This window comes from Frigoribacterium sp. PvP032, from assembly GCF_017833035.1.
Classification (GTDB): Bacteria; Actinomycetota; Actinomycetes; order Actinomycetales; family Microbacteriaceae; genus Frigoribacterium.
In genome coordinates this window covers 141,056-165,060 of the sequence record NZ_JAFIBM010000001.1, presented here as the reverse complement: position 1 = coordinate 165,060, position 24,005 = coordinate 141,056, and the positions used below count along the sequence as shown (strand labels likewise).

The 24,005-nt window shown below is 73.8% G+C and carries 22 protein-coding genes and 3 tRNA genes; 10 read left to right on the top strand and 15 right to left on the bottom strand.

Annotated features, from left to right (window positions below):
• Positions 1-169 precede the first annotated feature (169 nt).
• From JOE35_RS00770 to JOE35_RS00755, 4 genes are all read right to left on the bottom strand, one after another.
• Entirely contained in the window at positions 170-1,141 is a 972-nt protein-coding gene (locus JOE35_RS00770; protein ID WP_209559393.1) for an MDR family oxidoreductase, read from the bottom strand.
• A 27-nt stretch (positions 1,142-1,168) separates the two neighbouring features.
• Entirely contained in the window at positions 1,169-2,590 is a 1,422-nt protein-coding gene (locus JOE35_RS00765) for an SPFH domain-containing protein (protein WP_209559392.1), read from the bottom strand.
• Positions 2,591-2,664: 74 nt separating this feature from the next.
• The gene (locus JOE35_RS00760) at positions 2,665-3,156 is read right to left on the bottom strand and encodes an NfeD family protein (RefSeq protein WP_209559391.1); all 492 of its coding nucleotides are present in this window, start codon (positions 3,154-3,156) and stop codon (positions 2,665-2,667) included.
• A 100-nt stretch (positions 3,157-3,256) separates the two neighbouring features.
• Positions 3,257-4,282 carry a 6-phosphofructokinase gene (locus JOE35_RS00755; RefSeq protein WP_209559390.1) on the bottom strand — a complete coding sequence of 342 codons (1,026 nt, stop codon included), beginning with the start codon at positions 4,280-4,282 and terminating at the stop codon, positions 3,257-3,259.
• A gap of 138 nt (positions 4,283-4,420) precedes the next feature.
• Here JOE35_RS00755 and JOE35_RS00750 point away from each other — a divergent pair, with 138 nt between their 5' ends.
• Positions 4,421-5,038 (top strand): DUF4190 domain-containing protein, encoded by a 618-nt coding sequence (locus JOE35_RS00750; RefSeq protein ID WP_209559389.1) that lies wholly within the window; start codon positions 4,421-4,423, stop codon positions 5,036-5,038.
• Positions 5,039-5,093: 55 nt separating this feature from the next.
• Here JOE35_RS00750 and JOE35_RS00745 read toward each other — a convergent pair whose 3' ends face one another.
• Together JOE35_RS00745 and JOE35_RS00740 are read right to left on the bottom strand one after the other, a co-directional pair.
• Entirely contained in the window at positions 5,094-5,579 is a 486-nt protein-coding gene (locus JOE35_RS00745; protein WP_209559388.1) for a pyridoxamine 5'-phosphate oxidase family protein, read from the bottom strand.
• Positions 5,576-6,496, bottom strand: coding sequence for a rhodanese-related sulfurtransferase (locus tag JOE35_RS00740; RefSeq protein WP_209559387.1), 921 nt, complete (start codon positions 6,494-6,496; stop codon positions 5,576-5,578). Before JOE35_RS00740 ends, JOE35_RS00745 begins: the two co-directional genes overlap by 4 nt.
• A gap of 85 nt (positions 6,497-6,581) precedes the next feature.
• Here JOE35_RS00740 and JOE35_RS00735 point away from each other — a divergent pair, with 85 nt between their 5' ends.
• Positions 6,582-7,298: a GntR family transcriptional regulator gene (locus JOE35_RS00735; protein ID WP_307802875.1), complete on the top strand. Its 717-nt coding sequence runs from the start codon at positions 6,582-6,584 to the stop codon at positions 7,296-7,298.
• A complete protein-coding gene (locus JOE35_RS00730) occupies positions 7,295-8,035 on the top strand; it encodes a GntR family transcriptional regulator (protein ID WP_209559386.1) in 741 nt (246 codons plus the stop codon). Before JOE35_RS00735 ends, JOE35_RS00730 begins: the two co-directional genes overlap by 4 nt.
• On the opposite strand, the gene JOE35_RS00725 is transcribed toward JOE35_RS00730, so the two are convergent.
• Both JOE35_RS00725 and JOE35_RS00720 read right to left on the bottom strand, forming a co-directional pair.
• Positions 8,029-8,712, bottom strand: coding sequence for a sugar transferase (locus JOE35_RS00725; protein WP_209561785.1), 684 nt, complete (start codon positions 8,710-8,712; stop codon positions 8,029-8,031). The genes JOE35_RS00730 and JOE35_RS00725 overlap by 7 nt on opposite strands.
• Before the next feature lie 80 nt (positions 8,713-8,792).
• Positions 8,793-9,491: a GntR family transcriptional regulator gene (locus JOE35_RS00720; RefSeq protein ID WP_374099687.1), complete on the bottom strand. Its 699-nt coding sequence runs from the start codon at positions 9,489-9,491 to the stop codon at positions 8,793-8,795.
• A gap of 90 nt (positions 9,492-9,581) precedes the next feature.
• Between JOE35_RS00720 and JOE35_RS00715 the strand changes: the two genes are divergently transcribed.
• Positions 9,582-10,535 carry a DNA-3-methyladenine glycosylase 2 family protein gene (locus tag JOE35_RS00715; protein ID WP_307802874.1) on the top strand — a complete coding sequence of 318 codons (954 nt, stop codon included), beginning with the start codon at positions 9,582-9,584 and terminating at the stop codon, positions 10,533-10,535.
• 26 nt (positions 10,536-10,561) lie between these two features.
• Here JOE35_RS00715 and JOE35_RS00710 read toward each other — a convergent pair whose 3' ends face one another.
• Entirely contained in the window at positions 10,562-11,086 is a 525-nt protein-coding gene (locus JOE35_RS00710; protein ID WP_209559384.1) for a MarR family winged helix-turn-helix transcriptional regulator, read from the bottom strand.
• A gap of 41 nt (positions 11,087-11,127) precedes the next feature.
• Between JOE35_RS00710 and JOE35_RS00705 the strand changes: the two genes are divergently transcribed.
• Entirely contained in the window at positions 11,128-14,757 is a 3,630-nt protein-coding gene (locus JOE35_RS00705) for a proline dehydrogenase family protein (protein WP_209559383.1), read from the top strand.
• 392 nt (positions 14,758-15,149) lie between these two features.
• On the opposite strand, the gene JOE35_RS00700 is transcribed toward JOE35_RS00705, so the two are convergent.
• On the bottom strand, positions 15,150-15,587 hold the full coding sequence (locus tag JOE35_RS00700; RefSeq protein WP_166760401.1) for an Lrp/AsnC family transcriptional regulator: 438 nt from the start codon (positions 15,585-15,587) through the stop codon (positions 15,150-15,152).
• Between the two features lie 110 nt (positions 15,588-15,697).
• Between JOE35_RS00700 and ddaH the strand changes: the two genes are divergently transcribed.
• Together ddaH and rocD are read left to right on the top strand one after the other, a co-directional pair.
• Positions 15,698-16,567, top strand: coding sequence for a dimethylargininase (gene ddaH / locus JOE35_RS00695; RefSeq protein WP_374099716.1), 870 nt, complete (start codon positions 15,698-15,700; stop codon positions 16,565-16,567).
• Between the two features lie 29 nt (positions 16,568-16,596).
• Positions 16,597-17,847, top strand: a complete 1,251-nt coding sequence (rocD, locus tag JOE35_RS00690) for an ornithine--oxo-acid transaminase (protein WP_209561782.1) — start codon at positions 16,597-16,599, stop codon at positions 17,845-17,847.
• 62 nt (positions 17,848-17,909) lie between these two features.
• On the opposite strand, the gene JOE35_RS00685 is transcribed toward rocD, so the two are convergent.
• The 4 genes from JOE35_RS00685 to JOE35_RS00670 all read right to left on the bottom strand — a co-directional run bounded on the left by JOE35_RS00685 (position 17,910) and on the right by JOE35_RS00670 (position 20,113).
• On the bottom strand, positions 17,910-19,433 hold the full coding sequence (locus JOE35_RS00685) for a glycosyltransferase family 39 protein (RefSeq protein ID WP_209559382.1): 1,524 nt from the start codon (positions 19,431-19,433) through the stop codon (positions 17,910-17,912).
• Between the two features lie 287 nt (positions 19,434-19,720).
• Positions 19,721-19,793: transfer RNA gene (locus tag JOE35_RS00680), tRNA-Phe, on the bottom strand.
• 63 nt (positions 19,794-19,856) lie between these two features.
• Positions 19,857-19,933, bottom strand: a tRNA-Asp gene (locus JOE35_RS00675).
• Positions 19,934-20,040: 107 nt separating this feature from the next.
• Positions 20,041-20,113, bottom strand: a tRNA-Glu gene (locus JOE35_RS00670).
• 264 nt (positions 20,114-20,377) lie between these two features.
• Here JOE35_RS00670 and JOE35_RS00665 point away from each other — a divergent pair.
• A complete protein-coding gene (locus JOE35_RS00665) occupies positions 20,378-21,670 on the top strand; it encodes a peptidoglycan DD-metalloendopeptidase family protein (protein WP_209559381.1) in 1,293 nt (430 codons plus the stop codon).
• A gap of 69 nt (positions 21,671-21,739) precedes the next feature.
• Here JOE35_RS00665 and ppa read toward each other — a convergent pair whose 3' ends face one another.
• A complete protein-coding gene (gene ppa, locus JOE35_RS00660) occupies positions 21,740-22,231 on the bottom strand; it encodes an inorganic diphosphatase (RefSeq protein ID WP_056057947.1) in 492 nt (163 codons plus the stop codon).
• A 69-nt stretch (positions 22,232-22,300) separates the two neighbouring features.
• Here ppa and tilS point away from each other — a divergent pair, with 69 nt between their 5' ends.
• Complete coding sequence (gene tilS / locus JOE35_RS00655) at positions 22,301-23,293, top strand: tRNA lysidine(34) synthetase TilS (protein WP_209559380.1); 993 nt, start codon at positions 22,301-22,303, stop codon at positions 23,291-23,293.
• 70 nt (positions 23,294-23,363) lie between these two features.
• A complete protein-coding gene (gene hpt, locus JOE35_RS00650; protein WP_209559379.1) occupies positions 23,364-23,915 on the top strand; it encodes a hypoxanthine phosphoribosyltransferase in 552 nt (183 codons plus the stop codon).
• Positions 23,916-24,005: the final 90 nt, after the last annotated feature.

The following is a 24,005-nucleotide window of genomic DNA, read 5'->3' as shown; positions in this document are numbered from 1 at the left end:
TCCATGTCGAGAGAGGGGCGGACTGCGGGGCTCCCTGTGCCGGTCGCGGTCTGCCGTGGTGTGCGAGGGACGCATCGGACATCCGATACATCATGTGAGCCTACCGTCGTGGGCTGGATCGGGCCGGAACGACTCGGTCCGCCAGCTGGTCGACGGGCAGCCGCAGAGGTCAGCCGCGCACGTCGACGACGACCCGGCCGCGCACCGAGCCCGCGACGATGCGCGGCCCGTGGTCGACCACGTCCGCCAGCGAGATCACGGTCGTCAGCTCGTCGAGCAGCTCCAGGTCGAGGTCGGCGGCGAGCCGACGCCACGCCTCTCGGCGGAGCTCGACGGGCGCGTCGACGGAGTTGATGCCGACGAGCGAGACCCCCCGCAGGATGAACGGCAGCACCGTGGTCGGCAGGTCGCTGCCCTGAGCGAGTCCGCACGCGGTGACCGTGCCGCCCCAGGAGGTCTGAGCGAGGACGTTGGCGAGCGTGTGGCTGCCGACGGAGTCGACGCCGCCGGCCCAGCGCGGCGACTGCACCGGCCGGCCGGGCTGGTCGAGCTCGCCCCGGTCGACGACGGTCGCGGCTCCGAGACGCGCCAGGTACTCGCGCTGCTCGTCAGCACGCCCCGAGGAGGCGGTGACCGAGTACCCGAGTCCGCTCAGCAACGCGATCGCCACCGACCCGACGCCGCCGGCGGCGCCGGTCACGACGACCTCGCCGTCACCAGGGCGCACGTCGCGCTCGAGGCGCAGGACGCTGAGCATCGCGGTGAAGCCCGCCGTGCCGACGGCCGCGGCCTGTCGGGGCGAGATCCCCTCCGGCACCGCGACGAGCGAGGCGCCGTCGACCACGGCCTGCTCGGCCCAGCCGCCGTGGCGGCTCTCGCCGACGCCCGCTCCGTTCAGCAGCACCAGGTCGCCGGGCGACCAGGTGTCGGAGGACGACTCGGCGACCGTGCCCACCAGGTCGATGCCCGGCACGAGCGGGCTCGTCCGCACGACGCCCGGATCGCCCGAGAGGGCCATGCCGTCCTTGTAGTTCAGGCTCGACCAGGCGACGTCGACGACGACGTCCCCCTGGCCGAGGAAGGCCCGGTCGACCTGCTGCAGGGCAGCAGGTCGACCCTTCTCGACGACGACGGCACGCATGCCGTCACGCTACGCGGCCCCGCTGCCCTAGGGCTGGTCGACCGGTGCCGTCGTCCGCGGGGCGGCGGCCGTGGACGCGCCGGACTGGGCCCCGAGGAACCCGCCGAGGGCGCCGACGAGGTCGAGCCCGGTCGTCGCCTTCACGACGTCCTGCAGCTGGGTCATGTTGTTCGCGACCGACTTCGTGAGCTGGTTGGCGCCGTCGGTGGAGACCACCGTCAGGGCGTCGATGTTGCCCATCGGCGCGGCCATCTCACGAGCGATCTCGGGCAGGCGGGAGATGACCTGCGACGCGAGCGCCGCCTGGCCGAACTTGCCCTGGGCCTCGGCCAGCGCGTCGACGGCCTCGGCCTCTGCCAGGCCCTTGGCGCGGATCGCGGCGGCCTCGGCCCGACCGGCGGCCTCGACGGCGGCGGCCTCGTTCTCGGCGGCCGCACGGGCGGCGTCGGCCAGCTGGGTGCGGCGGAACGCCTCGGCCTCGACCGCCGCGTTGGCGGCGTCGCGCTCGGCCTCGGCGTTCTGCACCGACGCGTACGCGGCCGCCTCGGCGGGCTGGCGCACGTCGATGTTCAGGCGCTCCTGGTTGACCTTCGCCTGCTCGGCGACGGCGATGCTCTCCTGCTCGGCGACGAGCTTGTCCTGCGTTGCACGCGCCAGCTCGCCGGCCGCCGACGCCTCGGCGTTGGCCCGGTCGGTCTCGGCCTTGATCTGCGCCTGGCGCACGTCGAGCTGCAGCTGGCGCTCGGCCGTCTGCTGCGTGTTGCCGATGCGGGCCAGGGCCGCGATGCGCTCCGCCTCCGCCTCGGCCACGTCGGCGTTCTGCTTGGCGACGGCCGCCTCCGCACGCCCGCGGTCGGCGAGGTACGTGCTGCCGGGCGTCTCGATCTCGCGGATGTTCATGGTCTCGATCTGCAGGCCGAGCTCGGCGAGCTCGCCCTTCGTCTCGTTCACGGCGTCCGCAGCGAGGCGGGAGAAGTTCTTGACGAGGTCGTCGACCGGCTGGCCGCCGATCAGGCCGCGGATCGAGCCCTCGAGCGACTGCTGGACGATCACGGGCAGCTGCTGTTGCTGCAGCAGGTAGCGCTGGGCGGCGCGGCGGACGCCGTCCTCGGTGCCGGTCACCTTGAAGTTGACGGTCGCCTTGACCGCGGTGCGGATGTAGTTGGCGTCGATCGCCTGCACCTCGACCGGCGTCTGGTACTGCTCGAGCGAGAGCGTGAAGCCCTCCTGGAAGATCGGCCAGACGAACGTGCGGCCGCCGATGATGACCTTCTGCGGGCTCGAGATGCCGCCGCCCTCTGAACGCTCGGCGCCGCGGCCGACGACGATCAGCGCCTCGTTCGGCGGGACGCGGCGCACGCGGCTGGCGACGAACGACAGCAGGGCGAGCACGATGACGACGGCGACGACTACTGCGACGACGCTGGTGTTTCCGGTGATGAAGTCCACAGGGCTTCCTTCCAAGGGGCGGGGTGCTGCAGGGCTGGTGCTGGTGCTGGTGCTGGTCAGGGGAGGCCGGCGCCTCAGGGCTCGACAGGCTCGACGGGCTCCACGGGCTCGACCTGCACGCGCGGCCCGGCCTCGGCGACGACCCGCACGCGGACGCCCCTGGCGATCGGGGCGTCGCTGTAGGCGAGGCGCCGCTCGAGCTCGCGGACGTCGTCGAGGCGGACCTCGCCGCCGCTCGGCGTGGTCGCCTCGGTCGTGGTGCCGGTGAAGCCGACGGGCGACCAGTGGCCCCCGCTCTCGCGCCGGGTCACCCGGCGGACGAACAGCTGCACGAGCACGAGCACGGCTGCCGCGACGAGCACGGCGACGACGTACGTCCACACGGTGTCGAGACCGGCCTGGGTGGTCACGAGCCCGGCGAGCCCGAAGATCGAGAGGGCCGCGCCCAGCGCGACGCCCGAGACGAGGCCGTCGCCGACGTCGAACAGGTCGAGCAGGTCGCCGACGACGATGCTGGCGAGGAGGACGACGAGCCCGACCGCCCCCACGACGATGAACGTGATCATGCGTCGAGACTGTCAGTTCCCGAGGCGCCGCGCATCGCCTGCGCGACGGAGCGGGTCCGCAGGAGCGTGTGGACGAGGCGGGGGAGGAGCGACCGGCGCCCTAGCCGAAGAGGATCGCGGCCTCGTCGTAGCGGTGCTGCGGCACGGTCTTGAGGCTGTCCAGCGCCTCCTCGAACGAGACGTGCACGATGTCCGTGCCGCGCAGGGCGACCATGCGCCCCCAGCGGCCCTCGACGACCGAGTCGCTGGCCGCCATGCCGAGCCGCGTCGCCAGCACCCGGTCGTAGGAGGTGGGGGTGCCGCCGCGCTGGATGTGGCCGAGGGTGGTCGCTCGGGTCTCGATGCCCGTGCGCTCCTCGATGATCGGTGCCAGCGCCTCCCCGATGCCGCCGAGGCGCGGCCGGCCGAACGCGTCGAGGCCGCGCTCCGAGTGGGCGTCGCTCTCGTGGTCGGGGACGAAGCCCTCGGCCACCACGACGAGCGGCGCGCGGCCGCGGTCGTAGGCGGACTGCACCCACTCGACGATCTGGTCCATGCTCGTCGCCTGCTCGGGGATGAGGATCGCGTGCGCGCCGGCGGCCATGCCCGAGTGCAGGGCGATCCACCCGACGTGCCGGCCCATCACCTCGGCGACCATGCAGCGGCTGTGGGAGTCGCCGGTCGTGCGGAGGCGGTCCATGGCGTCGGTCGCGATCTGCACGGCCGTGTCGAAGCCGAAGGTGTAGTCGGTGGCGCCCAGGTCGTTGTCGACGGTCTTGGGGACGCCGACGATCTTCAGGCCGGCGTCGGTGAGGCGCTTCGCGGCCGCCAGCGTGCCTTCGCCGCCGATGGCCATGATCGCGTCGATGCCGAAGCGCTCGAGGTTCTCGGTGATGCGCTCGACCCCGCCCGCGCCCTCGAAGGGGTTGGTGCGGCTGGTGCCGAGGATCGTGCCGCCCTGCTTGGCGATGCCCTGGATCTCCTTGCGGGTGAGCGGCATCACGTCGCCGTCGACCACGCCCCGCCAGCCGTCCCGGAACCCGACGAACTCCTGGCCGTGGATCTGCGTCCCCTTGAGCACCGCCCCTCGGATGACCGCGTTCAGTCCCGGGCAGTCGCCGCCGCTGGTGAGGATCCCTATCCGCATCTCGTCGCTCCGTCGCATGTCGGGCCCGGGGTCGGGCCGAGGTGCGTCCCATCATGGCGCACGCGGCTGCGTGCGCGCGGGCGGGTGCCGGACCGGGCGCACGGTCGGCTGCCCGAGCGTGCGTACTACCCTCGACCCATGACCGATCAGCCCGCGTCGCGGCCCCCGTCGCCGTGGGCGCGGTTCGCCCGTCCGGTGCCGGGCGAGCAGCGCGGGCAGGCCGTCGTGGGCCCCCCTCCGACCCTGCACCAGGAGGCGCGGGCACGTCACGGGGCCGCCGCGGCCCCCGAGGCGGCTTGGCCCCCGGCGCCGGCCCCTGCCTCGTCGGACGAGGCGACCCTCTGGGCGCCGCAGCCGACGGGCTCGCCCGACCGCGCCTCCTCGTCCCCGGCCGGGGCCCCCGGCGGCCAGGGCTCGTACTTCACGTCGTTCGACGACGACGACTTCTGGGACAGCCGCCCGCCGCGCGACGACGACCCGGGACGCGGCCTCGCGATCGCGTCCGTCGTCTTCGGCGTCTTCGCGGCGCCCCTCGGCCTCGTGTTCGGGCTGATCTCGGCGCGGAGGTCGCGCCGGGCCGGCCAGGCCCCGACCCTCGCGCTCGTCGGCATGGTCCTGTCGGGCGTGGTGATCGTGGCGAGCTTGATCTGGGGCATCTCCGCCGTCGACTACGCCACCCGGCTCTCGTCGACCTGCGCCCAGCTCGGGCCGGGCGACTACGTCGACGCCGACGGGCGCACGGTCACCTGCGGGTGACCGTGCGCCCGTAGGCGTGCGCTGGGTGCCGACCCGTGCCGGCGCGGCCCGTCGGCTAGAGCTGGACGGTGCCCGTGTCGGCGACGTTCTTCGGGTGGCCGCCGGTCAGCGCCGCCTTCGCGTACTTGAGGAGCGTCACGGCCTTCGGCTCGTTGCTGACCCAGTACTCGGCCGTGTCGACGTCGACCTCGATCAGGGCGACGGTCGGGTCGTCGCGGCCCTCGTCGAACCAGGCCTCCGCACCGGCGGTCCAGAACTCGTCGATCAGCGCGGCGTCCTTGGTCACCGAGGCGTCGCCGGCGAGCGAGAGCCAGCCCTTGCCGGTCTCGACGGCGACGTTGACCTGCGAGTGGGCCTTGATGTCGTCGACCTTGGGAGAGGGGTCGCGCGTGAAGAAGTACACCTTGCCGTCGAAGTCGCGGTCGACGATCGCGAGGGGGCGGCTCACGAGACGGCCGTGGCCGCTGCGGGTGGTCAGGATGCCGATGCGCCCGGCGTCGAGCACCTCGGCGACGCGGGAGATGTCGTTGGTCTCAGTCATGCAGGAGACGCTACGCCGGGGGCCCGGGGAGGGGTCCGGTCGCCGGAGGCGCGGTGCGGGTCGCAGAGGACGACGTCGCCTGCCGCGCACGGCTCGCACACCACCAGCTGCTCGCGGCACTGCAGGTCGGAGCAGTTCTGCATCCGGCTGGTCGGCTCGCCGCAGACGGCGCAGCGGCCGACGACGGCGGCGTGGTCGCTGAACTCGACCGACCCGCGTCGGTCGAAGACGTAGAGCGACCCCTCCCACAGGCCGTCGTCGCCGAAGCGCTCGCCGTAGCGGGCCACGCCGCCGTCGAGCTGGTAGACGCGGCCGAACCCCCGAGCCACCATCAGGGAGCTCAGGACCTCGCACCGCACGCCGCCGGTGCAGTAGGTCACGACCGGCTCGTCCTTGAGGTGGTCCCAGCGCCCGCTGTCCAGCTCGGCCACGAACTCCCGCGTCGTCGCGACGTCCGGCACGACGGCGTCGCGGAACCGACCGATGCGCGACTCGAACTCGTTGCGGCCGTCGAGGAACACGACGTCCTCGCGGGCGACGAGCTCGTGCAGCTCGTCGGGGGAGAGGCGCGTGCCGCCTCCCACGACGCCGGTCTCGTCGACGACGAGCTCGTCCACGGCGCCGAACGTGACGATCTCGTCGCGCACCTTGACCGACAGCCGCGGGAAGTCGTCGGCGCCGCCGTCGCTCCACTTGACGTCGAGGTCGCGGAAGGCGGCGTAGTCCTTGGTCTTGCGGACCCAGCGACGCAGGTCGTCCACGTCGCCGCCGAGCGTGCCGTTGACGCCGTGCGGCGAGAGCAGCACCCGGCCGCGGAGCCCGAGCGACTCGGCCAGGTCGCGTTGCCAGAGCCGGACGGCGTCGGGGTCGGCCAGCGGCACGAACGCGTAGAACAGGACGATCTTCGACACGGGCACCGCTGGATCGTAGTCGACCCAGGCGATCCCAGGGCATCTATGCCCTAGTGTGACACACGCTACACACCACACACGAGGAGGCGCCGTGCCCGTACCGGATGAACGACGACGGGTCATCGCCCGTCGCCTGCACAAGGACGAGGTCCACGACCGGCTGCTCGCCGCGATCGTCTCGGGAGACCTGCCGGCCGGCGCCCGCCTGCGTGACGTCGACCTCGAGACCTGGCTGGGCGTGTCGCGCACGCCCATCCGCACGGCGCTCGTCCGCCTCGAGCAGATCGGCCTGGTGGAGGCCGCCCCGCAGCGCTGGACGCGCGTGGCCAGGCTGCGCCCGTCGGTGGTCCCCGATCTCGTCGTGGCGCTCTGCGGGCTCTGGCGCGACCTGCCCCGCGCCGGGCACGGGCTCCTCGCGCCGACGGCGGCGGGCGACGGCCGGCTGGCGCTCGAGCGCTGCGCCGTCGCGGTCGAGGCGTTCCGAGCATCGCCCAGGCCGGGAGCACGCGAGTCCCGCGCCGTGGTCGACGCCGCGTTCGCCTGCGTGGCGCAGCTCGAGGGCTCCGGGCCGTCCGAGGTCACGGGGCAGCTCCTCGGCGACCTCGGCGCACGGCTGCGCCACCAGGCTGCGGCCCTCGGGCGGGGCCTCGACGTCGGCCCGCTGACGGAGTGCCTCGCCGAGGTCGACGCGGCGGTGGTCGCCGCCGATCCGCTCCTCCTGAGGTCCGCCCTCGACCGCCTCGCCCGACGGACTGCGAGGGCGCGCCCCGCCCTCGAGGTGCCGCGGCCCTCGTGGTGGCGCCGATGAACGAGCCCGCGCCGGGCCCCGCCCCCGTCCTCGCACCCGTCGTCGACGAGCGGCGGCTGCTCAGCGAGGACGCGTTCCGCGTGCTCCGCGACGCGGTGCTCGACGGCACCCTCGAGCCCGGCGAGCGTCTCCACGACGACGAGCTCGTGGCCTGGCTGGGCGTCTCCCGCACGCCGATCCGCAGTGCCCTCGACAGGCTGCGCTGCACGGGTCTCGTCGAGCTCTCGGCGAACCGCTTCACGAGGGTCCGAGACCCCGACGGCTCGTGGTTGGCGGAGAGCGCGTCGGCGGTCTCGTCGCTGCACAGGGCCGCGGCCGAGGGGGTCCTGCCGGGGCTCGGGCCTCGTTGCCTCGAGGCCACCGTCTCGGCGCTGGGTGCGGTCCGGCCCGTGGTGCGGCGCGCCTCCGGCCGGCCCGTCACCGTCGCGCTGCTGTGCTGTCTCGGCCTGGCCGTCGGCGGGCTCGCGGCGAGGTCGCCCGGCGACGTCGTCGCGTCGGCCCTCGACGTGGCCGAGCTGCGTCTGGCCCACGGCCTGCGGTCACGGCGCTGTGTCGTCGAGCTGACGGTGTGGGACGACTTCGCGGCGTCGGCGGGGGCGGCCCTGGCCGAGCGGGACGCCTGCGCGTGGGGCGACGCCGTCTCGCGGTTGACGAGTCGGGTGGTGGCGACGGCTCGAGCGGGGCGTCCCGGCCCGGGTCGACCTGTCGTGCCGAGCCGTGCCGCGCCGACTCAGTAGGCGCCGACCGGCCGCAGCACGGCGCCGACGGTCTTGAGCACCAGGACGGGGTCGGTCGTCGCCGTCCACTGGTGCACGTAGCCGAGGTCGAGGGCCAGGCTCGAGTCCCAGTCGAGATCCGACCGGCCGCCGACCTGCCACGGGCCCGTGAGGCCGGGCAGCACGAGGAGCCGCTCACGAGCCCGGTCGTCGTAGACCGCGACCTCGCACGGCAGGGCCGGGCGCGGGCCGACCAGGCTCATCTCGCCGCGCAGCACGTTGACGAGCTGGGGCAGCTCGTCGATCGAGTACCTGCGGATGACGCGGCCGACCCTGGTGACGCGCGGGTCGGCGTGCAGCTTGAACAGGGGGCCGGCCCCGTCGTGTGGCCCCTCGGGGAGCTCGTGCCGGTCGGCACGCATCGAGCGGAACTTCAGCATCGAGAACTCGAGCCCGTCGAGACCCGCGCGCTGCTGTCGGAAGAGGACGGGGCCGCCGCTGTCGAGGCGGATCGCGAGTGCCGTGACGAGGAGCAGGGGGAGGAGGAGCACCAGGCAGACGAGGGCAGCTCCCACGTCGGCGACGCGCTTGGCGCGCCGGGCCGCGCCGCGCCGCGCCGGGGCCTCGCGCGGGCGTGGCGGGTGAGCGTCCCCGCTGTGCCGTCGAGACGTCGACGTCGACGTCGCGTGCGGCGGCATCGCGTGTGGCGGCATCGCGAGAGGACGGTCGCCGGGGCCGGCGCTCGCCGGTGGACGGCTCGTCGTGGTCAGGGTGGCGGTCATCGGTCCACCGCCGCGGTGCGGGGGCGGGCGTGGGCCGAGTCGTCGACGAGCGTCGTCGTCGGGAGCGTGATGATCGCGTCGTGCAGCGACGATCGACGGAAGACGCGCTGGAGGGCGTCGGCGGTGCCCGGCCAGTCGCGGCTGCCGAGCGACCGGCGCAGGTCGGCGAGGTGGCCCGCGACGGAGGGGCGAGACCAGTCGACGGCGAGGTGGCGGCAGAGGAACGCGGCCCGGATGTCGAGGGGCTCGGCGGCCCGCCGCACGAGCGGGTTGCGGGCCAGCTCGAGGAACGCCCCGCTGGCCTCGACGAGGTCGAGGCAGGTCGGGCCGGCGTCGAGGACGGCCAGCACCCGGTCCGCACGCCGGGCGGCACCGTCTGCGGCGCCCTGCGGCAGCGACCGGACCGCCTCGCCGTGCAGGACGCCGATCAGCTCGAGCGTGTCGAGCAGGTCGAGGTCGTCCGCGGTCGCGACCCGGGTGTACCGGTTGGCCTCTATCTGCACCAGGTCCTGTGCTGAGAGCCGGGCCAGCGCCTCCTTCACGGGCGTCTTGGAGACGCCGAGCCACGCGGCGAGGTCGTCCTCGAAGAGCCGCTCGCCAGGGGTCAGGGTGCCGTCGACGATGGCGTCGCGGATCGTCTCGAACGTCAGGTCCCGCAGCAGGCGTCGCGGGTGGCGGGTGGCGTAGGTCGGCACAGGCATGTTCCTCCGATGTGAAGTACGCAAAATATCACACGTGGGCGCGAGAGCGCCAGGGACGACGGAGGTGCGGGTTAGCATCACCCGGTGGTCCTGGTCCCCGAGGCGTCCGTCGACGCCGCCCTGTTCCGACCGGTCGAGACGGTCTACCGTCCGGCCGAGCCCGTCGACGTCCGGGCGACCCTGCGCACGCTCGCGAGGGGAGCGGGCGACCCTGCCTGGCGCGTGGAGGGCGAGCGCGTCTGGCGCGCGGTGCGGACGCCCCACGGCCCCGGCACCCTCTGCCTCGCCGGCGGCCGCTCCGAGGTGCGTGCGTCGGCGTGGGGCCCCGGTGCCGAGTGGCTGATCGAGGGCGTCCCCGAGCTGCTCGGCCACGGCGACGACTGGAGCGGCCTCGACGTCTCGGGGAACGCGTTCCTCCGCGAGGCCAGACGGCGGTCGCCCGGCCTCCGGCTCACCAGGGGCCGCCAGGTGGTGCAGGTCCTCGTGCCCGCGGTGCTCGAGCAGAAGGTGACGAGCGCCGAGGCGTGGCGTGCCTGGCGCCAGCTCGTGCGGGCGCACGGCGACCCTGCGCCGGGGCCGGCTCCCGAGGGCATGGTCGTGCCGCCCTCGGCCGAGACGTGGCGTCGGGTGCCGAGCTGGGAGTGGCACCGTGCGGGGGTCGGGCCGCAGCGGTCCGCGACCGTCATGCGGGTCTGCGCCGTCGCCTCCTCGTTGGAGCGCGTGGTCGACCTGGGCCGGGGCGGTCAGGAGGCCGAGGCCCGGCTGCGCTCGATCCCGGGCGTGGGCGTCTGGACGTCAGCCGAGACGACCCAGCGGGCCCTCGGCGACGCCGACTCGCCGAGCGTCGGCGACTACCACCTCCCTGCCCTCGTGGGGTGGGCGCTGATCGGCAGGCCCGTCGACGACGACGGCATGCTCGAGCTGCTCGAGCCGTGGCGGGGCCACCGCGAGCGGGTCGTGCGGCTCATCTCGGCCAGCGGGTTCGCGAAGCCGAGGTTCGGCCCGCGCATGACCATCCAGGACCACCGCCGGCACTGACCTGCGCCCGGGGCGCGACGTCGGGCCTAGGAGGCGCGGGCCACCACGCCGGGGTCGTCCCGCGACCCGGCGTGGTCGGGCGAGGCGTGCTGATCGGGCGACGCGTCGTCGCCGATGGCCTCGAGCACGCGTCGGGAGAACGACTCCAGCGTCGCGGCGTCGTCGTGCAGCGCCTCGACGAAGTAGCGCCGGATCGCGGCGGTGTGACCCCGGGTCGCCGAGAGCATCGACCGGCGGCCGTCGGCCGTGAGCTCGACCCAGGTGCCCCTGGCGTCGGACGCGCAGTCGGTGCGGCGCACGAGGCCGCGCTTCTCCATGCGGGTGACCTGGTGGCTGACCCTGCTCTTCTCCCAGCCGATCTGCTCGGCGATGTCGCGCACCCGGAGCCGGCGGTCGTCGCTGCGGCCGAGGCCCACGAGGATCTCGTACTCGGGCGCCGAGACGCCGGAGTCGTCGTGCAGCCTCAGCTCGAGGGCACGGTCGAGCCGCCGGCGCATCGAGTAGAAGGCGTCCCAGACGGCCCACTCGTCGTCGGAGAGTCGCTCGGCCATTCGCCCAGTGTAGGGACGGGGGTCCGGCCTATCCTCGACCCATGTCCGATGTGCGCGCCGCCGATCTCACCTCCCAGGTCGTCGACACGGTGCGACGGTGGCTCATCGTCGCGTCCTCGGTCCCCGCCGACGCGGCGGCCGAGCGCTTCTCGGCGCTGCTCCGCGACCCCGACGGGCTCGCCTTCGCAGTGGCCTTCGCCGATCGCGTGGTCCGTCCCGACGACCCCGCGGTGGCCGCGCGACAGCTCGATCGCCTGAGCCGCGACATGCCCGCCTCGCTGCCCTGGCAGCTCAAGGCCGCGGTCGCCGCGGGCGGCGGCTTCGGCCCGCTGGCGCCGCGCACCGTCGTGCCCGTCGCTCGGAAGGCGCTCCGTCGCCTCGTGCAGCACCTCGTCGTCGAGGCGGCCCCCGACAAGCTCGGGCCGGTCCTCGCGGCCGCGGCCGACGGCGCCCGCCTCGACCTCGTCCTGCTCGGCGAGCCGGTGCTCGGCGAGGCGGCCGCCCGCCGCAGGGTCGACGCGACACGGACCCTGCTCGAGCGGGACGACGTGCAGCACGTCTCCGTACCCGTCGCCTCCGTGGTCGGGACGGGCGCGGCCTGGGGCGCCGACGAGCGCGCGTCCGCGGCGGTCGAGGCGCTCACGCCCCTCTACGAGCTGGCGCTCGCCTCCGACCCGCCCAAGACCGTCGACCTCGAGGTCGACGAGCACCGGCACCTCGACCTCGCCATCGACGTCTTCACCCGGCTGCTCGACCAGCCACAGCTCGCCGACCTCGAGGCCGGCATCGAGATCCAGGCCCACGTGCCCGACGCCCTGGCGTCCCTGCAGCTGCTGACCGACTGGGCGCGCGGGCGCGTCGCCCGCGGCGGTGCGCCCATCCGCGTCCGGCTGACCGTGGGCGGCGTCGCGCTCGAGGCCGTCGACGCCGCGCTGCACGACTGGCCCGTCGCGACCCACACCTCGAGGGCCGAGGCCGACGCCGCGCTCCTCCGGGTGCTCGACCACGCCCTGCGCCCCGTGTCGGCCGAGTTCGCCCACCTCGGACTCGTGACCGACGACCCCTTCGTCGTGGCCCACGCCTGGACGCTGGCCAAGCGGCGCGAGGTGACCCAGCACCTCACGATCGAGATGCCCCTCGGCACGTCGCGCGGGCTCCTCCGGGCGGTCAGGGCCGAGGTCGGCGACCTGGTCGTCCGCGCTCCGGTCGTGCAGCACGGCGACCTCGAGGCCGCCGCCGACCACGTCGTCCGGCGTCTCGCCGAGGTCGCGGCTCCGGGGTCCTCCCTCGCCGCGACCGCCGACCTCGCGCCGCAGGGTCCCGTGTTCGACCGAGAGGCCGTCCGGTACCGCGAGGCGGTCGCCGCGGCGGAGGAGGCCGACGACGACGACGTGCCGCCGCCCGCCCGTCGCCAGGACCGCTCGCGCCCCCACCTCGCCGTCGCCGACCTCGACCTCGACGGTTCGTCGTCGTTCCGCAACGAGCCCGACACGGACCCCGGGCTCGAGGGCAACCGGGCGTGGGCCCGGCGCGTGCTCGCCGCCTCGCGCCGCTCGGACGCCGGGCTCGACACGATCGAGGCTGCCCAGGTCGACGGCGCCGACGGCGCGGCCCTGGTGGACGAGCTCGTCACCGATGCGGCCCAGGCCGGCGCCGCCTGGGGCCGGGAAGCGCCCGCGACGCGGGCCGAGCTGCTCGAGCTCGCGGCCGACGGCATCGCGCGTCAGCGCGCCGCGCTGGTCGAGGTGCTCGTCAGCGAGACCGGCTCGGTGCTCGACGGGGCCGACCCCGAGGTCAGCGCCGCGGTCGACTCGGCGCGGCACCACGCCGGTCTCGCCCGCGGCGAGGCGAGCGTCGTCGGGGCCCGGCACGCGCCTCCTCGGCTGACGGTCGTCGTGTCCTCGTGGCGCACGCCCCTCGTCTCGGCGGCGGAGCCCGTCCTCGCCGCGCTCGCCGCGGGAAGCGCTGTCCTCCTCTGCCCGGCGCGGGAGTCGCGCCGCACCGCGGCCGTCCTGGCTGAGGTCCTCTGGGGCGCGGGGGTGCCGCGCGCGCTGCTCGTCCTCGCCGACCTCGAGCTCGACTCCGAGGCCGGCCGCCGGCTCATGGGGCACCCGGCCGTCGATCGGGTGCGCCTGACCGGCTCGCTCGAGCAGGCGCGGCAGCTCCGCTCGTGGCGACCGGACCTCGACCTCGTCGCCGAGGTGCCCGTGGCCGCCGTCGCGGTCGTGACCCCGAGTGCGGACGCCGACCTCGCGGCCGCCGACCTCGTCGCCGGTGCCTTCCGCTTCGCCGGCCAGGCCCCGTCCGCCTCGCGGACGGCCGTGCTCGTCGGCTCGGCGGCGCATGCCGAGCGCTTCCGCCGCCAGCTCGTCGACGCGGTGACGAGCCTGCGGGCCGGCTGGCCCGACGACGCGACGACGCAGGTCGGCCCGCTCATCGACCCGGCCGAGGGCGCAGTGCTCGAGGCCCTCACGATCCTGGCGCCCGGCGAGAGCTGGCTCGTCGAGCCCCGGCAGCTCGACGACGACGGCGGGCTCTGGTCTCCCGGCGTCAAGACGGGCGTCACGCCCGAGTCCGCCGCCCGCACGGCCGCCGCCGCGGCGCCCGTGCTCTCCCTGGTCGAGGTGGACGACCTCGACACCGCGATCGACCAGCAGGAGCGGCTCAGCGCCGGCGGCTCTGCCGCCCTGCACAGCCTCGACGTCGACGAGGTCGACACGTGGCTGCGTCGGGTCCGGGCAGGCACGCTCGTGGTCGGCCGGCCCACCTCGCCGATGGTCGTGCGTCGCCGGCCGTCGGCCTCGTGGGGCAGCTCCGTCGTCGGCCCCGCCGTCGCGCCGGGCGGTCCCGACGAGCTGCTCGCGCAGGGCTCGTGGTGGCGACCGTCGCGCGAGCCCCATCCGTCGTTGCGCCTCACCGGCGTCCCCGACGAGGTCGTCCCCGTGATCGAGGCGGCCCGGTCGTCGCTGTCGTTCGAGCAGTTCGACCGTGTCCGGTCAGGGGCGGTCAGCGACGAGCGCGCCTGGCAGGCCCACGTCGGCGTGGCGCACGACGCCTCCGAACTCGGGGTCGAGCGGAACGTGCTGCGCTACCGGCCGCGGCCCGTCCTGCTCCGTCTCTCGTCCGACGCCGACCTCTCCGAGCTCGTGCGCCTCCTCGTGGCCGCCGCCCGCGTCCGTGCCCCGATCACCGTCAGCTCGGCGGTGCCCGTCCCGGCGTCGCTCGTCCGGCTGCTGCACTCGCCGGCGTCGCCGATGCGCGTCGGCGCCGTTATCGTCGAGAGCGACCAGGCCTTCCTGGCCCGCGCCTCCGCCGGTCTGCTCCAGGTCCGCGAGGCCGGCCACGAGCTGGACGACCTCAGCCTGCTCGCGCGCGCGACGGGGTCGAGCGACCCCGCAGCAGAGCCGGAGGGCGACGGCGAGGGCGACGTGCCCGAGCCCGACGAGGCGGCGGTCGCCGCGTACCGCGATCTGCACGTCAGGCTGATCGGCGGCGACCCCAGGGCCCTCGCGCGTGCGGTCGGCGGCAGCGTCGACGTCGTGGTGCACGGCGGGGACGTCACCGACGAGGGGCGGGTCGAGCTGCTGACGTTCGTGCGAGAGCAGAGCGTGTCCGTCACGGCCCACCGGTCAGGCCTCGTCGACCCCGAGCTGCGCGACCTCAAGATCTGAGCGTCCCGGGCCCGGCCGGGCCGGGCCGGGGGTCCGGGGCTCCGGCCTGCCCGGCTGCCGATCTGAGCAGCCTGCGGTCCTGGACGGTGCCTTGGCGACCCGTCCCCCTGCCCGCGACCACCACCCCCGTAATTTGAGAGTGATCCGCCCCGTCGAGCGCGGCCTGCCCTGCAGATCGGCCTCGCGGCCACGGATCTCTCTCGCTTTGCCGCCAGCGCCCGCCTGGCTCGGCAAATGCCGACCGGCGAGCCCGCTCAGCGCCCTCAGTACCCGGATCTCACGCTGTTGGGGGCGGTGCGGTCGGCATTTGCGGAGGCGGAGGCGGAGGCGGAGGCGGCGGGCGGAGGCGGCGGGCGCAGCGGCGGGCGGCTGGCGGCGGGCATCGCACAGCCTCAGGCGGTGCGGCGGCTGATCAGCTTGGACAGCACGATGGCGCTGCGGGTGTGGTCGACGTTCGGGGCGTTGCGCACTCGCTCGAGCGCCTCCTCGAGCGACGGGATGTCACGGCTGCGCATGTGCACGATCGCGTCGGCGCTGCCCGTGACGGTGCCGGCGTCGACGACCTCGGGCACGGTGCTGAGGATGCGCTGCAGCTCGGCGGGCGAGACGGTGCCCCGGCAGAACAGCTCGACGAACGCCTCGGTGCCGAGCCCCTCGACGGCAGGGTCGACCTGGACGGTGAAGCCCCTGATGACGCCGTCCGCCACCAGGCGGTCGACACGGCGCTTGACGGCCGATGCGCTGAGGCCCACCGACGACCCGATGTCGCCGTAGCCCGCGCGGGCGTTCTGCCGGAGCAGATCGATGATGCCGTAGTCGAGGTTGTCCACATCGGGCATTCTACGCTATTTTATTGCGTGAGACAGAGATAAAACGCATGATAGTTGCGTAGCGGGCATCCAATGTGCGCATCGTGGGTGTGACACTGGTCAGCGTGAGCATCGCCGCCGAGACCGTCCAGCCCTCTCCCGAGGCCCCGCAGCCGCCGACCAGACATGCGTCGCACCGCACCGTGCTGATGTGCCGACCCGAGCACTTCACGGTCAGCTACCGCATCAACCCGTGGATGGACCCGCAGGTGCCGACCGACACCTCGCGCGCCGTCGCACAGTGGCAGACACTCTACGAGACCTACCTCGGGCTCGGCTTCGACGTCCAGCTGATCGACCCCCTGCCCGGCCTGCCCGACATGGTCTACTCGGCCAACGGCGGCTTCGTGCTCGACGGCAAGGCCTACGGCGCGAGCTTCACCTACCCCGAGCGCCAGCCGGAGGGTCCCGCCTACATGGACTGGTTCGCCGCCGCAGGCTTCGAGGTGGTCGTGCCCGAGGAGGTCAACGAGGGCGAGGGCGACTTCCTCCTCGTCGGCGACGTCGTCCTGGCAGGCACCGGCTTCCGCAGCGCGTCCGACTCGCACGCCGAGGTCGCCAGGGTCTTCGGCCGTGAGGTCGTCGGCCTCACCCTGGTCGACCCGAGCTTCTACCACCTCGACACGGCGATCGCCGTGCTCGACCCCGAGCCCGTCGACGGCGTGCACAACATCGCCTACCTCGAGAGCGCCTTCGACGAGCCGTCGCTCGCCGTGCTGCGCGAGCGGTTCCCGGACGCCGTGCTCGTGGGCCAGGACGACGCCTCGATCCTCGGGCTCAACTCCTACAGCGACGGCTACAACGTCGTGATCGCCGCGGCCGCCACCGGCTTCGAGCGCCAGCTGCGCGAGCTCGGCTACAACCCGATCGGCGTCGACCTGTCCGAGCTGCTGCTCGGCGGGGGCGGCGTGAAGTGCTGCACCCTGGAGCTGCGACGATGACGACCGAGACGACCCGCACCTCCTCGATCATGAACGCGACCACGAGCGCGACCACCGCCGCGACCTCGAGCGCGACCACCGCGGCGATCGCCGTCGAGGATGCCTCGCTGGCGCACAACTACCACCCGCTGCCCGTCGTCGTGTCGACGGCCGAGGGCGCCTGGGTCACCGACGTCGACGGTCGCCGGTACCTCGACTGCCTCGCGGCCTACTCCGCGGTGAACTTCGGCCACGGCCACCCGGCGCTCGTCGCGGCAGCCAGGGAGCAGCTCGACCGCGTCACCCTCACGAGCCGGGCGTTCCACAACGACCAGCTCGGCCCGTTCGCCGCCGAGCTCGCGGCTCTGCTGGGCAAGCAGATGGTCCTCCCGATGAACACGGGTGCCGAGGCCGTCGAGTCGGGCATCAAGGTCGCCCGCGCCTGGGGCTACCGCGTCAAGGGCGTCCGGCCCGGCGCTGCGAAGATCGTCGTCGCGGCCGGCAACTTCCACGGACGCACGACCACGATCATCAGCTTCTCTGACGACGAGGAGGCGCGGGCCGACTTCGGTCCGTACACCCCCGGATTCGTCACGGTGCCCTACGGCGACTCCGCCGCCCTCGAGGCCGCGATCGACGACGACACCGTCGCCGTGCTGATCGAGCCGATCCAGGGCGAGGCGGGCGTGGTCGTGCCGCCCGCCTCCTACCTGCCGGAGGTGCGCCGGATCACCCGCGAGCGGAACGTCCTGTTCATCGCGGACGAGATCCAGTCGGGCCTCGGCCGCACCGGCGCCACCGTCAGCTGCGACCTCGTCGACGTGGTGCCCGACCTGTACCTGCTGGGCAAGGCCCTCGGCGGCGGCATCGTCCCCGTCAGCGCGGTGGTCGGCGACCGGGACGTGCTCGGGGTGCTGCGGCCGGGCGAGCACGGCTCGACCTTCGGCGGCAACCCGCTGGCCGCCGCGGTCGGCCTCGCCGTGGTGCGGATGCTCGCGACCGGAGAGTGGCAGGAGCGGGCGAGCCGACTCGGAGCACGCCTCCGCGACGGCCTCGAGGCGCTCGTCGGCTCGGGCGTCGTGACCGTCCGCGGGGCAGGCCTGTGGATGGGGATCGACATCGACCCGGCGGTCGGCACGGGCCGCGAGGTCTGCGAGGAGCTGATGCGCCGCGGCGTGCTCGCCAAGGACACCCACGGCTCGACCATCCGTCTCGCGCCGCCCATCGTGATCACCGAGGACGAGGTCGACGAGCTCGTCTCGACGCTCGGCGCGGTGCTGCGCGACCTGCGCCACGGCTGAGCCGGGACTGGGCCACGGCTGACCGCGGTCGCCGGCGACGGTGCCTCAGCCGCGGCCGAGCCTCAGCCGCGGCCGGTCGGCGTGACGAAGAGGTAGACGACGCTGCGTGCCGTGCGGTGCTCCTGGGCGTTCGTGAAGCCGAGCCCGCCGAGCGTGCGCCGGTCGGCGTCGTCGAGCGCGTCGGTCTGCAGCCGGGCGATCCAGAGGCGGTCGACGCCGTCGAGGCGCTGGCGGAGGTCGACGGCGTCGTCCGCGTCCTCGAGGTCGAGCGTGTCGTCGGTGAAGAGCCCGTCGGGGATGCCGCTGCGGACGAAGGCGAGGTCGTCGAGCTCGTCGAACCGCTCGGGGTAGGCGTACAGGGCCTGGCGCGGCCTCGTCGAGACCGTCCCGGTGGCGTCGAGCAGGAACGCGTCGCCGGGCCGCGCCTGGCTCTCGATGTACGACGAGAGCTGTGCGAGGTCGGCACCGCCGCCCTTGGCCGCAGGCAGCCGCTGTGCCACCCAGGTCGGGGCGGAGGCGACGACGAGCAGGGCGATCAGCGCGATGCTGATGCGCCGACGCCGGAACCCCGTGATCGCGACCGCGAGCAGCAGGGCCATGCCGGGCGACGACCACGTCACGATCCGGGCCTGGTACACGGGCGAGAGCACCACCCCGAGGACGAGCAGGAGGCCCGCCGGCAGCGCCGCCCAGAGCGCGCCGAGGAGCACGACGCTGCCGGGGGTGCGCGAGCGGTCGCGGAGGCGGGTGCCGAGCAGGATCAGCAGCACGACCGCGATCGCGGCCCACGCCACGGACGTCGCGAACCACGGCTCGACGAGCACGCTGTACCAGGTGATGTCGGAGCCCGTCGACGGGTCGTCGGTCGTCAGCAGCCTGGTGCGCTCCGACAGCACCGTGCCGATCACCGGCGCCGAGGCGAGCAGGGCCGAGCCGGTCGAGATCGACCAGCCGAGGAGGCGGTGGCGGGCTCCCCGACGCCGGCGCTGGGCCGGCGCCAGCACGAGGAACACCCCGTGCACGACGACGATCAGCCCGATCGGGACGAAGGTGACGATCGCGCCGGCGAGGGCGGCCCCGTAGCCGACCCACCACCTCCTCTGGTGCCGACGAGAGGCGACGAGCACCAGCACGGTCAGCCAGACGGCCACGGCGGCGGTCAGCGCGTAGGGGCGGGCCTCGGTCGCCTCGAGCGTGAGGCGGGGCAGCACCGCCGAGATGCCCGCCGCGAGCAGTGCCGTGCGGCGGTCGGTGAGCATGCGCGTGAGGACGAGGACGCCGGCCGCGACGACGCCGACCGCGACCGCGCTCGGCAGTCGGGTGACGAGCGTGCTCTCGCCGAGCAGGCCCGTCCAGAAGTGCATGAAGACGTAGTAGGCGCCGTGCACGAGGTCGCGCTGGTCGAGGAACGCGAGCAGGGCAGGCAGGGGGAGGCGTGCGGCCTGGAGCGTCGTGGCCTCGTCGCTCCAGTAGGACGGGACCCAGGCGGCGGCGAAGCCGACCACCAGCGCTGCGACGCCGGCGAGCAGCGGGTCGAGCCAGCGGCTGCGCGAGGGGACGACGGCCGGGTCGTGGCCGATGCTCACGCGGCCCCTGCCGACGCCGTGCCGTCGAGCGAGGCCGTGCCCTCGAACGACACGGGCCCCTCCTGTGCGGGGCCCTCCGTCGTGGAGAACTGCGTGGCCGGACGCGGCATCGATCCGTGGACCTCTCGAGTGTCAGTCGGTGCGGCGGAGGAGTGCGTGCTGTCGAGCATCGGTCTCGAGCGTATCGCCCCGGGGGTCACGACGGCTGGCTGCGACGGTGTCGACGTCGACGGGTCGCGCTCGGCATCACGCAAGAAGCCCCCGGCTTCGCCGAGGGCTTCATGATGTGGCTGGACGCGGCGTCGATCCGCGGACCTTTCGATTTTCAGTCGAACGCTCTACCAACTGAGCTACCCAGCCGTGGATTCCAGCTCGTGAGCTGGTCTCTCTGAGGGACGTGCCCTCCAGACGAGTGACTCGCCTTGGCGACCCTGACCGGACTTGAACCGGCGACCTCCGCCGTGACAGGGCGGCGCGCTAACCAACTGCGCTACAGGGCCAAACTAGTGATGCTGGTGATGCCGTGGAACTGCCTGGTGTTGATGCTACCCGGTGATGCTACCCGGACCTGGTCCGAAGGAGAAACCAGCGCTTCTCGGTCGTACCGTGACCCCAACGGGATTCGAACCCGTGCTGCCGCCGTGAAAGGGCGGTGTCCTAGGCCACTAAACGATGGGGCCGAGTGATCCGCGAGGAACCACAGGCAACCGAGGAGCAAGCATACAGATCCGAGGTGCATCGCGCAAAACGGTCTCCGCCGGCCCGGCGACGACCGCCGCACGACACGACTCGCCGCCGGGCACGACCTGCTGGCGGGTCGGCACGGGGCCGTCTACCTTCGACCTGTACTCCACAGTTCGTCGGTCGTGAGATCGACGGGCCGATCGGACGGCTCGGGCCTCCCGGGCGAGCTCGACCTCGTGCACGACGAAATCGGAACCTCGATGACCTCCAGCCGCACCCTCCGCCACCGCGCCTCCTCGGCCCTCGCCGTCCACCGCGGCACGCACGGCGCGCGCGTCGCCGCCGCCCTCGCGGCCGTCGCCCTGCTCGCCGGTGCAGGCGTCGCGTCGCCGCAGGCCGCCCACGCGGCGGACTACCCGTCGTGGGCCGACGTGCAGGCCGCCCGCGGCGACACGGCCGCGAAGCAGGGCGAGATCGACACGCTCCAGGCCCTGCTCACCCAGCTCGACGCCGATCTCGACGCGAAGAACGAGGACGCCCGCCAGAAGGGCGACGCACTCCAGGCGGCGCAGACCGCCTACGACGACGCGCAGTTCCGCACCGCGCAGCTGCAGGCCCAGGCCGACGACGCCGCGAAGGTCGCCGCCGCCAGCGAGGAGCGGGCCGGCCAGCTCGCCGCCCAGCTCGGACGGTCCGGCGGCAACGACGGCATCAGCAGCAGCCTCATCGCCGACCCGGGCGACGCGGGCCAGCTGCTCTACAAGCTGGGCGCGATGAGCAAGCTCACCGAGCAGGCCGACGGCATCTACTCCCAGGCCACGCAGGACCGCAACACCGCCCAGTCGCTCAGCGACCAGGCCGCGGTCGCCGCCGCCGCCCTCGAGGAGCTGGCCGACGAGGCCCGTGTCGCCCTCGCCGCGGCGAACGAGGCAGCACAGGCCGCCGCCGACGCGCTCGCCGAGCAGGAGGACAACAAGACCCGGCTGGAGGCGCAGCTCGCGATCCTGCAGCAGGACCTGCAGACCACCGAGGCCGAGTTCCAGGCCGGCGAGGAGGCGCGCAAGGCAGCCGAGGCCGCCGCGGCAGCCGAGGCGGCCAAGTACGGCAGCCCGACCAACGGCACCCCGGCGGGCGTGATCTCCAGCTCGGGCTGGACCCGCCCCTCCGGCGGCAACGTCGTCAGCGGCTTCGGCATGCGCGTCAACCCGGTGACCCACGCCTACGTGCTGCACGCCGGCACCGACCTCGCCGCGGCCTGCGGCACGCCGATCTTCGCCGCGACGGCGGGCACGGTCACCTACGCCGGCTGGATGGGCGGCTACGGCAACTTCGTCCAGGTGGACCACGGCGGGGGCATCACCACCGGCTACGGCCACCAGGTCAACGGCGGCATCAAGGTCTCGGTCGGCCAGCGCGTCGAGGTCGGCCAGAGGATCGGCACCGTCGGCTCGACCGGCAACTCGACCGGCTGCCACCTGCACTTCGAGACGCGTCAGGGCGGCGTCGCGGCCGACCCCGTGCCGTTCATGTCGGCCCGCGGCATCCGCCTCTAGCCCGACGGGGGACGACGAAGGGCCCGACGCTCGTGCGTCGGGCCCTTCGTCGGGTGCAGGAGGCGAAGGTCAGTGGCCCTCGGCCGCCAGCTTCACGATGCCGGCCTCGACGATGGCCTCGGCCTCGGCGGCGTCGCCCCAGCCCTCGGTCTTGACCCACTTGCCGGGCTCGAGGTCCTTGTAGTGCTCGAAGAAGTGCTCGATCTCCTTGCGGAGGAACTCGGGCACGTCGGTGACGTCCTGGATGTGCTCCCAGCGCGGGTCCTTCGCGGGGACCGCGATGACCTTGGCGTCGCTGCCGCCGTCGTCGGTCATGTTGAAGACGCCGACGGGACGGACCTTGACGCCCACCCCCGGGAACAGCGGGTAGTCGAGCAGCACGAGCACGTCGACGGGGTCGCCGTCGAGGCCGAGCGTGTTCTCGAAGAACCCGTAGTCGGTCGGGTAGACGAAGCCGGTGAAGAGCACGCGGTCGAGGTAGACGCGACCCGTCTCGTGGTCGACCTCGTACTTGTTGCGGCTTCCCTTGGGGATCTCGATCACGGCGTCGTACGCGGCCATGGGTGCTCCTGGTTCAGTCTCGGGGGCACGCCGACCAGGCCGGTCGGCGGCTGCCGGTAACGTTACAAGATGCCCGAGAGACCGCGCCTGACCCCTGCCGTGGCCGACGTCCGACGTGCCGTCCGCGCCTCCCTCGACGACCTCGCGCCGGGCGACCTCGTGCTCGTCGCGCTGAGCGGGGGCGCCGACTCGCTCGCGCTCGCCGCGGCGACCGCCTTCGAGGCCCCTCGCGCCGGGCTCACGGCCGGTGCTGTCGTCGTCGACCACGGCCTGCAGCCGCGTTCTGCCGAGGTCGCCGAGGAGGCGGCCGCCAGGGCCACGGCGCTGGGGCTCGCGCCCGTGGTGGTCCGGCGGGTCGACGTCGGCGCCGGGGGCGGGCCCGAGGCCGCGGCCCGCGACGCCCGGTACGCCGCGCTCGCCACGGTCGCCGCCGAGACGGGCGCGGTCGCCGTGCTGCTCGGCCACACCCTCGACGACCAGGCGGAGACGGTGCTGCTCGGCCTGGCCCGCGGCAGCGGACCCACGAGCCTGCAGGGCATGGACGCCGTGTCGGGGCGGTGGCGGCGGCCGCTGCTGGCGATCCGGCGGGAGGCGACCCGCGCCTCCTGCGCGGATCTCGGCCTGCAGCCGTGGGACGACCCGCACAACGACGACCCCGCGTTCGCCAGGGTGCGGGTCCGCACGACCGTGCTGCCCGTGCTCGAGCGCGAGCTGGGGCCGGGGGTCGCCGAGGCGCTCGTGCGCACCGCGGCGCAGCTGCGCGAGGACTCGGAGGCGCTCGACCACTTCGCCGAGGAGCAGGCGGAGGAGGTGGCCGACCACGCCGAGGCCGGCATCTCGCTCGACGTCCGGTCGCTGGCGGCGAACCCCGCGGCGCTCCGGCAGCGGCTGATCCGCCTCGCCGTCGAGAGCGAGTTCGCGCTGACCCTGAGCCGCGCACAGACCCTCGAGGTCGCCCGGCTCGTCACCGACTGGCACGGCCAGGGAGCAGTTTCCCTGCCGGGCGTTACAGTTGTCCGCACCGGAGGCGCGCTGCACTTCGCCGCGACCGCCGCCTCCTGAGGTCGGCCCCTCGGCCCTGCTCGACGCACCTGCTCACTCCCTCCCCCTCACGACTGGAGAACGCCCGACCATGGAACTCAGCGACATCGAGAGCGACCTGACCAGCGTCCTGTACACCGAGGAGCAGATCCAGGCCGTGATCGCCGAGGTCGCCCGTGCGGTCGAGGTCGACTACGCCGGGCGCGAGCCGCTGCTCGTGGGCGTGCTCAAGGGCGCCGTCATGGTCATGGCCGACTTCGCGCGCGAGCTCAAGCTGAACGCGCAGATGGACTGGATGGCCGTCTCGTCGTACGGCTCGGGCACCAAGTCGTCGGGCGTGGTCCGCATCCTGAAGGACCTGGACACCGACCTGCACGGCCGCGACGTCATCATCGTCGAGGACATCATCGACTCGGGCCTCACGCTCTCGTGGCTGCTCGAGAACCTCAAGAGCCGCGGCGCCGCCTCCGTCGAGATCTTCGCGCTGCTGCGCAAGCCCGAGGCCGCCAAGGTGCACGTCGACGTCAAGTACGTCGGCTTCGAGATCCCCAACGAGTTCGTCGTCGGCTACGGCCTCGACTTTGCCGAGCGATACCGCAACCTGCGCGGCGTCGGCGTTCTCGCGCCCCACGTCTACAGCTGACGCCCGTCCACCACCCCAGTACGGGTGCGGGCAGCCCGCTATGAGCGAACACCCATCGGGCCCCTAGGCGGCCCGTTGTAGCCTTTCGCT

Coding starts and splice junctions, on each gene's coding strand:
- JOE35_RS00770 (WP_209559393.1), bottom strand. CDS start 1,141: ATGCGTGCCGTCGTCGTCGAGAAGGGTCGACCTGCTGCCCTGCAGCAG.
- JOE35_RS00760 (WP_209559391.1), bottom strand. CDS start 3,156: ATGATCACGTTCATCGTCGTGGGGGCGGTCGGGCTCGTCGTCCTCCTC.
- JOE35_RS00755 (WP_209559390.1), bottom strand. CDS start 4,282: ATGCGGATAGGGATCCTCACCAGCGGCGGCGACTGCCCGGGACTGAAC.
- JOE35_RS00750 (WP_209559389.1), top strand. CDS start 4,421: ATGACCGATCAGCCCGCGTCGCGGCCCCCGTCGCCGTGGGCGCGGTTC.
- JOE35_RS00745 (WP_209559388.1), bottom strand. CDS start 5,579: ATGACTGAGACCAACGACATCTCCCGCGTCGCCGAGGTGCTCGACGCC.
- JOE35_RS00730 (WP_209559386.1), top strand. CDS start 7,295: ATGAACGAGCCCGCGCCGGGCCCCGCCCCCGTCCTCGCACCCGTCGTC.
- JOE35_RS00725 (WP_209561785.1), bottom strand. CDS start 8,712: ATGCCGCCGCACGCGACGTCGACGTCGACGTCTCGACGGCACAGCGGG.
- JOE35_RS00710 (WP_209559384.1), bottom strand. CDS start 11,086: ATGGCCGAGCGACTCTCCGACGACGAGTGGGCCGTCTGGGACGCCTTC.
- JOE35_RS00705 (WP_209559383.1), top strand. CDS start 11,128: ATGTCCGATGTGCGCGCCGCCGATCTCACCTCCCAGGTCGTCGACACG.
- rocD (WP_209561782.1), top strand. CDS start 16,597: ATGAACGCGACCACGAGCGCGACCACCGCCGCGACCTCGAGCGCGACC.
- JOE35_RS00665 (WP_209559381.1), top strand. CDS start 20,378: ATGACCTCCAGCCGCACCCTCCGCCACCGCGCCTCCTCGGCCCTCGCC.
- ppa (WP_056057947.1), bottom strand. CDS start 22,231: ATGGCCGCGTACGACGCCGTGATCGAGATCCCCAAGGGAAGCCGCAAC.
- tilS (WP_209559380.1), top strand. CDS start 22,301: ATGCCCGAGAGACCGCGCCTGACCCCTGCCGTGGCCGACGTCCGACGT.
- hpt (WP_209559379.1), top strand. CDS start 23,364: ATGGAACTCAGCGACATCGAGAGCGACCTGACCAGCGTCCTGTACACC.